Annotated in this window: 15 protein-coding genes; 3 read left to right on the top strand and 12 right to left on the bottom strand. The window is 44.4% G+C overall.

Annotation, left to right across the window (positions count from 1 at the left end; translation table 11 throughout):
• Nucleotides 1–5: 5 nt before the first annotated feature.
• The 3 genes from FFF34_019250 to FFF34_019240 are packed head-to-tail and all read right to left on the bottom strand — an operon-like array spanning nt 6 to nt 3,706.
• Entirely contained in the window at nt 6–1,679 is a 1,674-nt protein-coding gene (locus FFF34_019250) for a urocanate hydratase (protein ID TSD62670.1), read from the bottom strand.
• Nucleotides 1,657–3,228, bottom strand: a complete 1,572-nt coding sequence (gene hutH / locus FFF34_019245; protein ID TSD62669.1) for a histidine ammonia-lyase — start codon at nt 3,226–3,228, stop codon at nt 1,657–1,659. Before hutH ends, FFF34_019250 begins: the two co-directional genes overlap by 23 nt.
• Complete coding sequence (locus FFF34_019240; GenBank protein ID TSD62668.1) at nt 3,209–3,706, bottom strand: winged helix-turn-helix transcriptional regulator; 498 nt, start codon at nt 3,704–3,706, stop codon at nt 3,209–3,211. The genes hutH and FFF34_019240 overlap by 20 nt, the downstream gene beginning before the upstream one ends.
• A 167-nt stretch (nt 3,707–3,873) precedes the next feature.
• On the opposite strand from FFF34_019240, the gene FFF34_019235 reads away from it, so the two are divergent.
• The gene (locus FFF34_019235; GenBank protein ID TSD62667.1) at nt 3,874–4,545 is read left to right on the top strand and encodes a secretory protein; all 672 of its coding nucleotides are present in this window, start codon (nt 3,874–3,876) and stop codon (nt 4,543–4,545) included.
• 68 nt (nt 4,546–4,613) lie between these two features.
• On the opposite strand, the gene FFF34_019230 is transcribed toward FFF34_019235, so the two are convergent.
• From FFF34_019230 to FFF34_019190, 9 genes are all read right to left on the bottom strand, one after another.
• A complete protein-coding gene (locus FFF34_019230) occupies nt 4,614–5,201 on the bottom strand; it encodes a DUF4142 domain-containing protein (GenBank protein ID TSD62666.1) in 588 nt (195 codons plus the stop codon).
• Between the two features lie 118 nt (nt 5,202–5,319).
• Nucleotides 5,320–6,225: an ATP synthase F1 subunit gamma gene (atpG, locus tag FFF34_019225; GenBank protein ID TSD62665.1), complete on the bottom strand. Its 906-nt coding sequence runs from the start codon at nt 6,223–6,225 to the stop codon at nt 5,320–5,322.
• A gap of 81 nt (nt 6,226–6,306) precedes the next feature.
• The gene (locus FFF34_019220) at nt 6,307–7,881 is read right to left on the bottom strand and encodes a F0F1 ATP synthase subunit alpha (protein TSD62664.1); all 1,575 of its coding nucleotides are present in this window, start codon (nt 7,879–7,881) and stop codon (nt 6,307–6,309) included.
• Nucleotides 7,882–7,914: 33 nt separating this feature from the next.
• Nucleotides 7,915–8,463 carry a F0F1 ATP synthase subunit delta gene (locus FFF34_019215; protein TSD62663.1) on the bottom strand — a complete coding sequence of 183 codons (549 nt, stop codon included), beginning with the start codon at nt 8,461–8,463 and terminating at the stop codon, nt 7,915–7,917.
• Between the two features lie 17 nt (nt 8,464–8,480).
• Nucleotides 8,481–8,972 carry a F0F1 ATP synthase subunit B gene (gene atpF, locus FFF34_019210; protein ID TSD62662.1) on the bottom strand — a complete coding sequence of 164 codons (492 nt, stop codon included), beginning with the start codon at nt 8,970–8,972 and terminating at the stop codon, nt 8,481–8,483.
• A 102-nt stretch (nt 8,973–9,074) separates the two neighbouring features.
• Nucleotides 9,075–9,308, bottom strand: a complete 234-nt coding sequence (gene atpE, locus FFF34_019205) for an ATP synthase F0 subunit C (GenBank protein ID TSD62682.1) — start codon at nt 9,306–9,308, stop codon at nt 9,075–9,077.
• Between the two features lie 67 nt (nt 9,309–9,375).
• A complete protein-coding gene (gene atpB, locus FFF34_019200; GenBank protein ID TSD62661.1) occupies nt 9,376–10,464 on the bottom strand; it encodes a F0F1 ATP synthase subunit A in 1,089 nt (362 codons plus the stop codon).
• A gap of 14 nt (nt 10,465–10,478) precedes the next feature.
• Complete coding sequence (locus tag FFF34_019195) at nt 10,479–10,865, bottom strand: hypothetical protein (protein ID TSD62660.1); 387 nt, start codon at nt 10,863–10,865, stop codon at nt 10,479–10,481.
• A complete protein-coding gene (locus FFF34_019190) occupies nt 10,862–11,092 on the bottom strand; it encodes an AtpZ/AtpI family protein (protein ID TSD62659.1) in 231 nt (76 codons plus the stop codon). Before FFF34_019190 ends, FFF34_019195 begins: the two co-directional genes overlap by 4 nt.
• Before the next feature lie 72 nt (nt 11,093–11,164).
• Here FFF34_019190 and FFF34_019185 point away from each other — a divergent pair, with 72 nt between their 5' ends.
• Nucleotides 11,165–13,993: a tetratricopeptide repeat protein gene (locus FFF34_019185; protein TSD62658.1), complete on the top strand. Its 2,829-nt coding sequence runs from the start codon at nt 11,165–11,167 to the stop codon at nt 13,991–13,993.
• Nucleotides 13,977–16,229 (top strand): penicillin-binding protein, encoded by a 2,253-nt coding sequence (locus FFF34_019180; GenBank protein TSD62657.1) that lies wholly within the window; start codon nt 13,977–13,979, stop codon nt 16,227–16,229. The genes FFF34_019185 and FFF34_019180 overlap by 17 nt, the downstream gene beginning before the upstream one ends.
• Nucleotides 16,230–16,243: the final 14 nt, after the last annotated feature.

Below are 16,243 nucleotides of genomic sequence, written 5' to 3'. Positions count from 1 at the left end.
TCCAACTACCACACCCTTAATCCAAATCTTTCGCCCCACTCGGCCGCTTTGTCGTAACCGGCATCGGTATGGCGGAAGATACCCATTGCAGGGTCGTTATGCAAAACCCGTTTAAGGCAGGTGGCCGCGCGTTCGGTACCATCGGCTACTACCACCATACCCGCATGCTGCGAGTAGCCCATGCCTACCCCGCCACCATGATGGAACGATACCCATGTTGCCCCGCCCGATGTATTGACCATCAGGTTAAGCAATGGCCAATCCGATACCGCATCCGAGCCATCCTTCATTGATTCCGTCTCCCGGTTTGGCGATGCTACCGAGCCGCAATCTAAATGGTCACGACCGATCACTATTGGGCCTTTTACCTTGCCTGTTGCTACCAGGTTGTTAAATATCAAACCTGCCTTTTCGCGGTCGCCCATGCCCAGCCAGCAAATACGGGCCGGTAACCCTTGGAAGGCGATCTGTTTTTGTGCCTTCTCTAACCAGTTTATCAGCGGTTTATTTTCGGGAAAGGCTTCCATTAGCGCCCTGTCTGTAGTATAAATATCTTCCGGATCGCCGGATAAGGCCACCCAACGGAACGGCCCCTTGCCCTCGCAAAACAGCGGGCGTATAAAGGCCGGTGTAAACCCCGGAAAATCGTAGGCATTTTGCTCGCCGCCTTGCTTGGCAAACTCGCGCAGGTTGTTGCCATAATCAAAAGTAACCGAACCCAGTTTTTGCAGCTGCAGCATAAAACCTACATGGCGCGCCATGCTTTTTAGCGATAATCGTTTATATTCTACAGCATCTGCCTTGCGCAAATCTGCCGCTTGTTGCAGGCTCAAGCCGTTAGGGATGTAACCATTCAGCGGATCGTGTGCCGATGTTTGGTCGGTTACCATATGAGGCACAATGCCGTCGGCTATCAAACGTTCCAGCATATCACCAGCATCGCTCACCAGGCCAACAGATAGTGCCTCGCCTTTCGCCATCGCATTTTGCACCCAGCTAATAGCCTCCTCGTAAGAGTGGGTAAGCCTGTCTATATACTTACTGTCTATCCGCTTTTGTATGCGGGTTACATCAGCATCGGCACCTAAAAATACGGCACCTGCCATAGTAGCGGCCAGCGGTTGGGCGCCACCCATGCCCCCAATGCCGGCGCTTACTATCAGCTTACCCGTTAAATCGTTGTTAAAATGTTGCCGGCCCGCTTCTACAAAGGTTTCGTAAGTGCCTTGTAAAATACCTTGCGTACCAATATAGATCCAGCTGCCGGCGGTCATCTGGCCGTACATCATCAGGCCATCAGCGCGTAGCTTATTAAAATGCTCCCAGGTGGCCCATGCCGGTACCAGGTTGCTGTTGGCTATTAAAACCCTTGGCGCCTGTGCGTGGCTGCGAATAATACCCACCGGCTTACCCGATTGTACCAGCAAGGAATGGTCCTCGTCCAGTTCCAGCAAAATTTCAATAATTTTTCGCAGCGACTCGGGGTTGCGGGCGGCCTGGCCTATGCCACCGTATACCACCAGCTCGTCGGGGTTTTCGGCAACCTGCCCATCCAGGTTGTTTAACAGCATACGCAAGGGTGCTTCGGTTTGCCAGCTTTTGGCATGCAATTGTGTACCCACCGGCGCTTTGTAAACGGGGTGATTGGCGTATGTTTTAATAAATTCCGAACTCGTCATCGCTATTTAGGTTGATGTTATGTTTTTGGGCGGCATCGCCGGCAACTTGCTCAAACCGGCCGCTTATAATTAATTGATGCAGGGCGTTTATATCGTCGGCAAAAATGCGGTCCTCTTTTATAAAGGGCACATGCTGCCTCACCACCTGGTGGCAGGCCTCTATCACCGGGGTACTTTGCAAGGGCCTGCGAAAATCCAATGCCTGCGAAGCGTATAATAATTCGATGGCCTGTATGTACTCGATATTATCTATCACCATGTGCAGCTTGCGCCCGCTGATAGAACCCATAGAAACATGATCCTCCTGCCCTAAAGAAGTTGGCACGCTATCGGCGCTGGCCGGGAAGCAAAGCGTTTTATTTTCGGTAACCAATGCGGCGGTAGTGTATTGCGGTATCATCAGGCCCGAATTTAGCCCGGCATCGTCTGTTAGAAGTTTGGGCAAGCCGTATCGTCCCTCGCTCATCAGGTAACAGCGTCGATCGGCAATATTGCCTAATTCGGCAGCGGCTACGGTGGCATAATCTAAAGGCATGGCTAATGGCTGCCCGTGAAAATTGCCCCCGCTTATGGTATCATCCGCGTTAAAAATAACAGGGTTATCGGTAACGGAATTTAATTCTATTTCGGTTAGCTCTTTTAAATGCAGCCAGGCGTTCCGCGATGCGCCATGCACCTGCGGCATGCAACGCAACGAATAGGGATCCTGCACCCTGTCGCAATCTACATGCGAGCTGCCTATATCTGAGCCATTCAGCAGGGCGGCTAATCGCCGCGCTACGTACTTTGTTCCTTTGAAGGGGCGAATGCCATGCAACCGTGCGTCAAATGGCCGTGACGAGCCCTTAAGCCCCTCTAATGACATGGCACCGATCAGGTCGGCAACGTTTAAAGCATTATGCAAACGCTGCACTGCTTTTATAGCAAATGCCAGTATAAACTGCGTACCATTTATTAAGGCCAGGCCTTCTTTCGGTCCAAGTACTAATGGCTGTAAGTTGTTTTTTTGCAGTACCTGCGCCGCCGGATGTTTTTCATCGCCAACAACCACAAAACCCAAACCTATAAGCGGTAAAAACAAATGCGACAGCGGCGCCAAATCGCCCGATGCACCTACCGAGCCTTTTTCGGGAACTACCGGGATGATATCATTATCTATATGCCATATAATGCGAGCCAACGTTTGCGGCGCAATGCCCGAGTAACCCTGCGCCAAAGCATGCACCTTGGTAATCAGCATCAGTTTGGCAATTTCCTGCGGGATGGGTTTACCCACGCCTACGCTATGGCTTTTTAATATATTACTTTGCAGCAGGCTGGTGTCTTTTTCGGATATACGGGTATCGCAAAGCGGGCCAAAACCAGTATTGATACCATAAACCGGCTTTTGCGCGTGTACTATCTTCTCCACCTCCAGCCACGATATTTTAATGCGATTTGCAGCTTCATCGGCAATAATGCCCTGTACCTTGCCCGCGGCAATATCCAGGCAAATACCAATTGTTAGGTGGCCGGTGCCATAGTCAAAACTATTCATTGGGTACAGCATTTAGTTTGTCACTCACCCTGCTCGCCAGGTTAGCCGTGCGGAAAGTATTTTCTAATGCGGATATAGCGGGCAGCAGCTCCGCAATGGTGGGGTCGCTTTCTGCCATTTCGTTCATGCCGCTGCTAATGGCATCCCAAACGGGCAATATTTGTTCCAGCAAAACACGGCCCTTTGGGGTAAACTGTACCAGTTGCCTGCGGCCGTCGTCGGTGCAAACAGAGGTTTCGACCAGTTTGCGGTTTTTCAGATTGGTTATTAACTGACTTGCTGCCGGGTGTGATACCTCGGTTTGTTCGCTTAGTTCTTTTATAGACAGAGAGTCGTTTTTTGACAATAAATAAAAAACCGGGAACCATCCGGCATCAAAGTCTATCCCTTCGTTCTGATATATGCGGTTTATTTCGGCCAAAAAGGTTTCGCTCATGCGCCTTAAACGGCTGCCCAAAACCAGGTAACCTAAGCTTTGATACAAATTCATGATGCAATTTATATAAGTGCTTATACAATTGCAAATAAAAAGTGGTATTGGTTTGCTATTGCCTGTGTGTCGCATTAATCTATTACCTTACCGTCGCACCACAGGCTATGTAACATTAACGATAGATAGGATGATGCAGAGGCAAAATATTATTTTTGCGCATGAACATGAAGAAGACCCTATTATTTACCTCACTATTAATAGCCATTGCCTATAATACGGCTTTAGCAGCTGGTGCCGACACCATTAAAAGAGCAGGCTACACACTTATTGTAAGTGGTAACGATGAGCATTTTGATAACGCCATCACTCAAAAACTGATCAGCACATTTTTTATTGTTTATCCAAAAATTGTGCAGGAGTACAATAAAAAAAGCCTTAAGCAGGTGGTGTTTTTTATTGATACCGCTTACCACGGTGTTGCTGCTACAGACAATGGCCGCGTAGTATTTAGCCCTGCCTATATGACCAAGCACCCTGCCGACGTTGATGTAGTTACCCACGAGGTGATGCATATAGCCCAGGATTATGGCGACAGTAACGGCCCCGGCTGGCTTACCGAAGGTATTGCCGACTATGTACGCCATGAACATGGAGTAGCAAATGATGCGGCCCGCTGGCAGTTCCCGTCGTTTGATGCTAAACAAAACTATGATAACGCCTACCGGGTTACCGCCCGCTTTTTATTTTGGGTAGAAACCAAGGTTAAAAAAGGCACTGTTAAAAAGCTTGACGAAATTATGCGTAAGCATACTTATAATGATAACACCTGGGCCAGCCTAACCGGCAAATCTGTTGATGAATTATGGAAAGCATACGCAGCTAACCCCAACATTTAACCAAAGCTATACCAAACGCAAAAATTTTTTAAACAAAAAAAGCTTCCCCTAACCGGGAAGCTTTTTTGTTACTTAAGTGTTTTTTGTATCTCCTGTGCCTTTTGCAAGTGTTTTTGCAGTATGGGCACATGCTTGCCTGCAAAGGCTTTAAATTCGGCATCCTTACCCTTTTCAGCTTCCTTTTTATATTCTTCTATATCTTCTTTATGGTCCTTCACCATATAGTCTATATAGGTTTTATCAAAACTCTTCTTGTCTGTTTTTGCAAACTTGTCATAATCCTGCTGAAACTTATCGTCGAGCGTTTTGGGTAAAGCTACTTTTTTTGAGGTTGCAATACTATCCAGCATAGCAGCGGCCATGGTATGGTCGTTCACCATCATGGTACCAAATTGTACAACTGCTGCCGATGCTCCTTTTTGCTGGGCTAATTTGCCTAATTGCACTTCCATCAAGCCACCTAAAGCGGCTTTATTGGCAAATGCCGAATCGGGTGTGTTAGCGGTCGAATCTGTAGCGGCCGCAGTCGAACTTGCGGAAGTGGTGCTATCTGCAGTTTGTGTACTATCGGCATTGCCCTGGCTTTTATTACTATTACATGATACCGCTAAAACAACTGATGCGGCTATCAAACAATTTAAGATCAACTTTTTCATGGTAATTTTTTAACTTTAAATTAATTAACAAAACCAAATTTTGTGCCAATAAAAAAGGCTTCCCAAAATTGGGAAGCCTTTTTATGTCTTCGACAAGCGCAGCCGGATAAGCTAATTATCAACCACCTAATGCTGCTGCACCGCTCACAATCTCGGTAAGCTCGGTAGTGATGGCTGCCTGGCGTGCCTGGTTGTACGAAAGTTTTAAAGCTTTCAGTAAGTCGCCGGCATTTTCAGTTGCCTTATCCATCGCTGTCATACGTGCGCCGTGTTCAGATGCGTTTGAATCTAAAACTGCACGGTATAACTGTATTTTAATGTTCTTGGGGATCAGCTGTTCTACTATCTCTTCTTGCGAAGGCTCTAATATGTAGTTAACCTGTGTTTCAATAACACCATCTTTGGTTTTTACAGCCTCTTCCTTTTTTTCTTCAGCCATTGGTACAGGCAATAACTGCTCGGCTATTTGGTATTGTATAGCCGCGTTACGGAAATGGTTATACACCAGTTCTACCCGGTCGTAATCGCCGTTAATAAAGCCCTGCATTATAGACTCGGTTATTTTTGAAGTATTCTCAAAGTTTAGGTTAAGGTACAAATCGTTATTGTTACCAATTACATTGTACTTACGACGCTGAAAAAACTCCTGGCTTTTTTTACCAATAGCAACAATAGATACATTACCGGCTTTTAACTGCTCGCTGTATTTTTCGGCTATCAGGTTGTTAGCGGTTTTAATTACGTTAGTATTAAAAGCACCTGCCAAACCACGGTTTGATGATACAACTACTACCAATACACGCACCGGCTCGCGGTTTTGCAGGTATGGCGATGCACCATCCTCCAAACTTGCCGATAGGTTAGCCAACAGGTCTTTTAACTTATTGGCGTAAGGGCGTAATTGTACAATAGCATTGGTTGCCCTTTTCAGCTTTGCCGCCGAAACCATTTTCATGGCCTTGGTGATCTGCTGGGTAGAGCTTACCGACGATATCCTGTTTCTTACTTCTTTTAAATTAGCCATTCTTTGTTGAGTCTTAAGTCTGGAGTATTAAGTCTTAAGTCTGTTTGACTTTGGACTAAAAACTTTCGACTTTGAACTTAATTAATATTTACCTGCCAGTTCTTTAGCTACTGTTTCCAGTACGCCGGTTAGCTGGTCGTCAAATTTACCTGCTTTAAGGGCGGCCAGCACTTCGGGGTGGCGCAGCTCTAACTGGCTGGTGTATTCGGCTTCAAACTCGCGTATTTTGTTTACCGGTACGTTACGCATCAGGTTTTTAGTACCCAAGTATATAATAGCTACCTGTTTTTCAACCGTTACCGGCGAGTACTGGCCTTGCTTTAATATTTCAACGTTACGTGCACCTTTATCAATTACTGTTTTGGTTGATGCATCCAAATCCGATCCGAATTTAGAGAATGCCTCTAACTCGCGGTATTGCGCCTGGTCAAGCTTTAAAGTACCCGCAACCTTCTTCATCGATTTGATCTGCGCGTTACCACCCACACGTGATACCGAGATACCTACGTTAATTGCCGGGCGTATACCTGCTAAGAACAAGTTCGACTCCAGGAATATCTGACCATCGGTAATCGAAATTACGTTGGTTGGGATGTATGCTGATACGTCACCTGCTTGTGTTTCGATAATTGGCAACGCCGTTAACGAACCACCACCTTTAACGATGTGCCTGATAGACTCCGGCAGATCGTTCATTTGTTGAGCGATGCTATCATTTGAGTTTACTTTAGCGGCACGCTCTAATAAACGGCTGTGCAGGTAAAATACGTCACCAGGGTAAGCCTCGCGGCCCGGTGGGCGACGTAGTAATAATGATACCTCGCGGTAAGCAACAGCCTGTTTTGAAAGATCATCATAAATGATCAAAGCAGGGCGTCCGGTATCGCGGAAGTACTCGCCAATTGCAGCACCTGCAAACGGAGAGAAGAATTGCATGGTAGCAGAGTCGGAAGCATTAGCGGCAACAACTATAGAGTATGGCATAGCACCATTCTCTTCTAATGTGCGCACAATGTTTGCAACGGTTGAGGCTTTTTGGCCACAAGCTACATATATACAAGTTACAGGCTGGCCTGCATCGTAAAATTCTTTTTGGTTGATGATGGTATCAATACAAACTGCAGTTTTACCTGTTTGGCGGTCGCCAATAACCAACTCACGCTGGCCACGGCCGATAGGAATCATCGCGTCGATAGCTTTGATACCTGTTTGTAATGGCTCGGTTACCGGCTGGCGATAAATAACACCCGGTGCTTTACGCTCCAAAGGCATTTCATAGGTTTCTCCTAATATCGGGCCTTTACCATCAATTGGGTTACCTAAGGTATCAACAACACGGCCAAGCATACCTTCGCCTACATTGATAGATGCAATGCGGTTGGTACGTTTAACATTGTCGCCTTCTTTGATATCGTCAGACCGTCCCAACAATACCACACCCACGTTATCTTCTTCAAGGTTTAGTACTATACCTTGCAATCCGTTATCAAATTCAACAAGCTCGCCTGATTGTACTTTAGTCAATCCGTAAACACGTGCAATACCGTCACCTACCTGTAGTACGGTACCCACTTCTTCTAATTCAGATTCTGACTTGAAGCCTGCTAATTGCTGACGCAAAATTGCCGATACTTCGTCTGGTCTTACCTCTACCATTTTTTGAGATTATTTTAGAGTTTTAATTAAATATTATTTGATTGCAACCTGTGCAAATTCCTTCTTTAGTTTTTTAAGACTGGTAGCAATGCTGGTATCTACCTGCCTGTCGCCAACGGTTAATACAAAGCCGCCTATCAGCGTAGGGTCAACCTTATCGGTTAATTTAACTGTACCGCCAATGGCTGCCTGCACATCGGCCTGCATTTTTTGTTTGTTAGCTGCCGATAAAGGTGCCGCTGTGGTAACCCTTGCATTAGTAATGTGGTTTTTAATATCGTACAAGCCAACAAACTCCTGGGCGGTAGTATATAATACTTCGCCACGGCCTTTGTTAACCATAATGTTAAAAAACGCTATGCTTACCTTGCTTACCTTGGTGCCAAAAACATCAGCCAGTATGTGTATCTTTTTACTGTGCGATATGATGGGATTAGCTAAAACAGCGCCTAACTCAGGGTTAGCTTTTACAGTTTTAAGCAAAAGCTCCATATCATTCTTAACCGCTTCAAGGGCTTTTTGCTCCTCGGCAAGGTCAATTAATGCTTTCGCGTATCTTAATGCTACTGTTATTTCTGACATTCTCTTTTTGTTGAGAGTTACAATTTCACTTCTTTCAACAGGTCGGCAACTAATGCATCCTGTTTGCCCTGGTCTTCAAATTGCTTGCGCAATACTTTTTCAGCAATCTCTAAAGATAATGCTGCAACCTGGTTTTTAACATCGGCCATAGCTATGGCTTTCTGGTTATTAATTTCTATACGGGCAAGCTCAATTTGGCGGGCACCTTCTTTGTGTGCAGCTTCTTTTGCTTCGCCGATAATTTGGTCTTTTACCTTTTTTGCTTCGGCTAAAATAGCGTCACGCTCAATACGTGCCTGTTTTAGTAAAGACTCGTTCTCGCTGGTTAAGCGCGACATCTCTTCTTTAGCAGCTTCGGCTTTTGATAAAGCGTTCTCAATATTACGCTCGCGCTCGTTAACGGCACCTAATATCGGGTTCCAGGCAAACTTGCGTAATATAATTAGCAAGGCTATAAACGATATAAATGTCCAAAAAACTAAACCTATTGCGGGTTGAACAATTTCCATATTTTTTATATAGATATTAAAAATTCAAAATTAAATTTAAACATTGCCCGGAGCCAATCGCCCCGGGATTATGTTTTCTTTTTTTGTTGCTGAATACTAAGATTACAGCAATGCAACTACCACAGCAAACAGTGCAACACCTTCTACAAGGGCTGCAGCGATGATCATGTTAGTTTGGATTTTTGAAGCAGCTTCTGGTTGACGAGCGATACCTTCAACGGCTTTACCACCAATTTGACCGATACCGATACCGGCTCCGATTACTGCTAAACCTGCGCCAATTGCTCCCAGTTTACTAAGATTCACAACACCTGCTGTAGCGGCCTCTGCGATCATTCCGATCATTCCAATCATTGTTTGTTAAATTAAACGTGTATATATAGATTATTAATAATTCAAAAAATCAGTGTGCGTGCTCTTCAACAGCCATGCCTATAAACAAGGCCGATAGCATAGTGAAGATAAACGCTTGCAGGAATGCTACCAATAATTCTATAGTGTCCATAAAAATCACGAACGGTACAGATACAGTTGCCATCCAGGCAGTTTTAAATATAAATATCAGAGATATTAAGCTTAGTACAATAATGTGCCCGGCTGTAATATTGGCAAACAAACGTATCATCAAGGCAAACGGCTTTGAGATAATACCAATAAGCTCTACTGGAACCATGATAGGATACAACCAAAATGGGATATCAGGAGCAAAAATATGCTTCCAATAATATTTATTACCGCTAAAGTTGATAACTATTAATATAATAAACGACAAGGTTAAGGTTACCGCAATATTACCCGTCAGGTTAAAACCACCCGGGAAAATAGGTATCAACCCCAATAGGTTATTGATCAATATAAAAAAGAAGATAGTAAGTAGCAAAGGCATATACTTAGTGTGCTTAATACCAATATTTGGGACAGCTACATCATCGCGCACAAATAAAATAATCGGCTCTAAAAACGATTGTAACCCCTTTGGTGCTTTACCAACCCGCTTTTTATAAGCCGATGATACAGTGCTGAATATAACAATCAGGATCAACATCCCCATCCACATACTAGCAACGTTACGGGTGATAGAAAAGTCCCATACCTTTTTCGTGGCAACCTCATCTATTTTGCCACTCGAATCTACAACCTTCACTTTATCTTTTTCTAAAGTGTAACTATAATGGCCACCCTGATAAATTTTTTGTTCAATTTTACCGTCTTTTTCTTCTTCCTTTATTTTAGCCGAAGAAAATATCTCCAGTCCTTTATCAGTATATAATATAATAGGCAATGGTAAATAATGTTCACCTAACATTGTCCACGAGTGCGAATCGCCAATATGTTCAAAGATTATGTCTTTTGGGTCAAACCGTTTTGCAGCCTCATCAGGGGCCTTTTCTTGCGAAAAGCCTAAGGCCGGAAATGCCGACAGTATCACAAAAAACGCACAAAAGAGCGAAAGTTTAAAATTTTTTAAGTTCAAAATCGAGCCGTTATACATCTAAATGAAGTTTTTTACCTTAAATTTTGGTTGCGCAAGTTACGCAACAAACCATAAACTTCAAAGGCCGTATTTAAGAAATATACATAAAAAAAATCAGCCGCAAAGGCGTATCTATTAACGTGATTTTTCCGCAGAAAAAACAGCACAAAAAACAGCGTTGCCAGTATCTTAACGGTGGTTGCCGCCAAAAATGCCGAGGCATATAACTCGTTATTTTTTTGCTGAACAACCAGCACGGTAACAATTGCCATGAGGGTTAATGCTGATAAATAACCAAATAATACCCAAAATTTGGGAATAATATATTCTGTGTTGCCTGTGTACTTTAATAACACCGGTACTATAGCTATAGTAACCACAAATACCAGGTAGCGAATAACTGTGTTTGAGATTTTCAATTTTTTACAGATCTGATGACGATGAATAATGAGATAAAAACCCCGGCAAGCGATAATACCGCCGTTACCCATTTGGTGGAGTGGTGGGTAGCCTCGTCTATTTTATATCCGGCATATGAAAATAAGCCAATAATAACTATCATTTGAAAAGCCATGCCTGTGTATTTGCCATAAGCACTAACCTCTTTGCCTGTTTCGCTATTATCTTGCTGTTCGTTTTTAGCCATGCGCAAATTTATTAAATCCTATTGCATAATGTTTAGTATTTTAGCGATTGCTTATAAAACTATACATCAACTTTGAAGCGGTCCGCTATTAATTCCGTCATACGTTTAAATAAGCTACTGTTTTTTGCAGTAGCATTTGCCATAGCAGGTTGCTCGCTCGAAAAAAAAAGCAAGTTTAACCGCGCTATGCAGAACCTTACCGCGCATTATAACATCTTGTTTAATGCCAACGAACTGCTGCGCGAGAAGCAGGAAAGCTACGAAACCAGCCACATAGATGATTATACCGAAATTTTAAGCGTTTACCGCGATACCATTGCAAGCACCGGGTCGCCGGATAAGGATTTGGAAGAAGTAAAGATTAAGGCCAACAAGATCATCACCATAAAAGAGCAAAGCAATTACCTTGGCGATGCCTACTTGCTGCTGGCGAAAGCCAACTACCTGGATAAAAACTTTTTTGATGCAGTTGAGTACGCCAATTATGTGATACGTTCGTTCCCCAACAAAACCGAACTTAAGCAGGAGGCCGAGGTTTGGAAAGCCCGTGCCCTATTATACCTGCACCAGCCCGCCGATGCCAAAGCGGTTATTGATACGGCCGAAAAGAATATCAACCCCAAAAAAGATATTACCCCTGATGTATATGCTACCAAACTACAGTATGACATAAACACCCGCGAATATGAAGATGCGGAGCAAACCGCAAAGCTTGCCATACAATACAGCAACAGCAAAATGCAGCGCCTGCGCCTTACCTATATATTAGCGCAATTACAGGAGCTTAATAATAAACCCACCGATGCCATTGCTAACTATAACCGGGTTGCTAAAAGTAATGTGATATTTGAAATGGCCTTTAATGCCAATCTTAACCGCATACGTATTGAGGATAGCCAAAATGGTGTTAAAATTAGCCGGGCCGATAGATTACGGGGTTTATTAAAGGAAGAGAACAACCAGGATTTTATTGACCAGATATATTACCAGATAGCCCAACTGCAATATGCCGACCACCAGGTAGATGATGCGCTTAAAAATTATGGTTTATCGGTAGCTAAAAGCACAAAAAATCAAAACCAAAAGGGTTTGTCGTACTTGCGCCTGGCCGATATCTATTTTAAGGACAAGGCCGATTATAAAAACGCAAAAAATTATTACGATAGCACCCTATTAAACCTGAGCACCAACTATCCGGGGTATAACACTATTCGTAAAAAGGCCGATAACCTGCAAATACTGGCCGATAACCTGCAAATAATTGCCCACGAAGATACTTTGCAACAATTGGCTGCCTTAAGCGATACCGCCCGTGCAGCCCGTATTGATGAAATGGTAAATCAGCAGGTTTTGCAACAGTCGGCGGCTATAACGGCGCCTGTTAACACGGCTTTGCAAAACGGCGGTAACCCGCAGGCCAGCGTGCCTAATGGTAGCAGCTTTTATTTTTATAACAGCAAAGCAGTAAGCCAGGGTTATACTGATTTTAAACGTGTTTGGGGTAACCGCAAGTTGGAAGATAACTGGCGCCGCAGCGATAGGTCAAACACCGACGCCGTCGCTAATGCAGATGTAATAAAAAACGTCGACCCGGATGCTGTAACAGATGCTCTTAACCGCCCGCCTGCTAAGGTAGATGCGGCTAACTACAGGCAAACACTGCAGCAAAACCTGCCGCTAACGCCCGAACTGATGGCACAATCTAATCAGCGTGTATTTAATGCCTACCTGGAGATAGCCAACTTTTACCGCGATGTGCTTGATGATAAAAAGGAAGCCATAGCCACCTACGAATTGTTACTGGCCCGTTACCCCGACAATGACAGCAAACCGGCGATATATTACAACCTATATAGGTTGTATAGCGAAAGCAATACCGCGCAAAGCGATAAGTATAAAGAGCTGTTGTTAAAAAACTACGCACAAACACCTTTTGCCAAAACCATTTTAGACCCCGAATACGGCAAGCGGATGAACGACGAAGACACAGAGTTTAACACCTTATATAATAAGGTATATGATTTATACGCTGCCAAACAGTTTGCGCAGGTAATTACCAATGTAGATGCCTTGCTTACACAATATCCTGATAACAAACTTGCCGCACAGTTATATTATTTACGGGCATTTGCAGCCGGCCATCAGGAAAGGCTTGCCCCTTTTACCGCCGATCTGCAAACGATTGTAAGTAAATATCCCGAGGACAAACTGATAACCCCATTGGTAAACCAGCACCTGTTATATATTACCGCTAACCAGCCCGAACTGGCTGCAAGGCCCATTATTATAACCGACCGCGATGACGCTGCCTTCAGCATCCCGATAGTTTACCAGCAACAAACCGAGTACCGAGTACCTTTTACCGGCACCCGCGAAATAGTACCTGATGTACGCAAGCCCGAGCCTGCAAAAGTTGCTGCAAAACCGGCAGATAAGCCTGCGGTAGCCCCACCATTAGCGACAGCGGCACAAACAACACAAACCACGGTTACCCCTACCACTAAAACAGAGGTAAAGGTTGCTGCACCTGCCCCATCTATTTTTAACCTGCGCGACAGCACTAATTATTATTTTGTGGTTACCGTGCGCTCGGGTACAACTAATTTAGCTTCTTCGCGTTTTGGCATAGGGCAATTTAACCGGGTAAACTTTCAGGATAATACTATAAAGCACCAGCTTAAAAATGCCGGGCCCGATAACCAGCTGATATATGTTGGCAGGTTTACATCCTTAACCAATGTTAAAGATTACGCCAGGGCAATAATCCCGCTAATGCCCGATATTATGAAGGTGCCAAAGGATAAATACAGCTTTTTTATCATTACAAAGGAAAATCTGGATAAATTAGCCGATCAAAAAACTGTGGATAGTTACATAGACTATTATGAGAAAACCTACTAAACCTACAATGGTTAAACAACAGGATATAAGGCGCTATAACTGGTATATATGGCGCTTTGTTATTGGTTGTTTTGCATTTTTTTTATTGATGATACTGCTTGTAGCCTTCCAGTTGTTTGGCCCGCTGCCATCATTTCGCGAGTTAGAGAACCCAAAAAGCGACCAGGCATCAGAGATAATATCGTCAGACAAGCACGTAATTGGCAAATATTACATAAAAAACCGCACCAGTGTTACCTATCCGCAGCTGTCGCCAAATGTTATTAACGCGCTTATAGCTACCGAGGATACCCGCTTTTATAATCATTCGGGTATCGATTTTCAGCGTACTTTCAGTATTGTGTTATATAACCTTGTCGGCAAAAAACAAGGGGGCAGTACGATAACCCAACAACTGGCAAAAAACCTTTTTACCGAAAAATCGAACAACCCCTTTAAGCGTATCATTCAAAAATTACAGGAATGGATAACCGCGGTAAAGCTGGAGCGTAACTACACCAAAGAAGAAATACTAACGCTTTACCTAAATACGGTGGATTTTGGTGCATACAATACGTATGGCATCCATTCGGCCGCACGTACTTATTTTGATACCACGCCTGATAAGCTTACACCAGACCAGGCCGCGCTTTTAATTGGTATGATAAACGGGCCTGGCTTATACTCGCCCATCAACCACCCGCAAAACGCGCTTAACCGCCGTAATTTTGTTTTACGACGCATGGCCGAAGAGAACTTTTTAAGCGATGGCCAGGCCGATGAGTTTAAAGCTAAACCGCTAGGCTTAATATTTCGCCCGATAGACCATAACGATGGCATAGCCACCTACTTTAGGGCGGTACTTAAAAAAGAAGTGCAAAAGATACTGGTCGAAAAATCTATCTTAAGACCTGATGGTACGCCTTACGATCTTGACCGCCACGGCCTTAAAATATACACCACTATTGATGCCACTATGCAAGGCTACGCCGAAGAGGCGCAAAAAGAGTATATGCGTAAATTACAGGCGCAGTTTAACGCGCACTGGAAAGGCATTAGCTTATGGAAATCTATCCCAACCTTTAAGGCTTTATTAGATAAGGGTATGCACCGGTCAGACCGGTATATTGCCCTTAAGCAGTTAAATAAAACCGACGAAGAAATACGAGATGATTTTAATACGCCTGCCAAGATGAACCTGTTTACCTGGCACGGCGATATTGATACGGTGATGAAACCTATCGACTCCATTGTGTATTGTAAAATGATGCTGCGCAATGCCTTAATGAGCATGGACCCAACAACGGGTTACATTAAAGCATGGGTGGGCGGTACTAATTTTGAGCATTTTAAATACGACCAGGTAAAAATGGGTACCCGCCAGGTGGGTTCAACCGCTAAGCCGTTTACCTATGCCGTTGCTATCGACGATGGCATATCGCCATGTATGCAGGTAGCCAACGAACCTATTACTGTATCGTACGAAGGCCAGGAATGGAAGCCGCGCTCATCTCCTACAGAGACAGTACCTGGTGTAATTACTTTACGCACCGCGTTGGCCCGCTCGCAAAACTGGGTTACCGCCTATGTGATGAACGAGGTAAAACCTATCCCCGTTGCCGATCTGATCAAAAAAATGGGCATCACCAGCCCTGTACCGGCTGTACCATCTATTTGCCTGGGCACGTTTAACGCATCGGTATTTGATATGACTGGTGCCTACTCGGTATTTGCTAACGAGGGTGTGTGGACCGAACCTACTTACCTGTTACGCATTGAAGACAAGAACGGGAACGTACTATATAACAACACACCGCGCGTGGTACAAGCAATGAACCCGCAAACCGCCTACGTAATGACCTATATGCTTAAAGGTGTTATAGACGAAGGCACCGGTTACCGCTTACGCCGTGACTACGGCTTGATGAACCCGATTGGTGGTAAAACAGGTACTACTCAAGACAACTCGGATGGTTGGTTTATTGGCATAACCCCGCAACTGGTTACCGGCGTATGGACAGGTTGCGAAGACCGCGATATACACTTCCGGTCTACCCGCCTGGGCGAAGGTGCTAACAGCGCCCTGCCTATTTTTGCCTTGTACATGAAAAAGGTGTACGCCAACGCGGCATTAGGCATTAAAAAGAATGTAGACTTTGTGCCGCCCAAAAACGGCGTAACCATCACTCTTGATTGCGGTGCCTACAGCCAACAACAAAAGGGAACGAATGAGGTGGATAAGAAACTGGATTTTTAGGTTTGGTTCATTAG

The sequence above is a fragment of the Inquilinus sp. KBS0705 genome, from assembly GCA_005938025.2.
GTDB lineage: Bacteria > Bacteroidota > Bacteroidia > Sphingobacteriales > Sphingobacteriaceae > Mucilaginibacter.
Note: the sequence above shows the minus strand (reverse complement) of the source record. Positions and strands in the feature narration are given on the sequence as shown.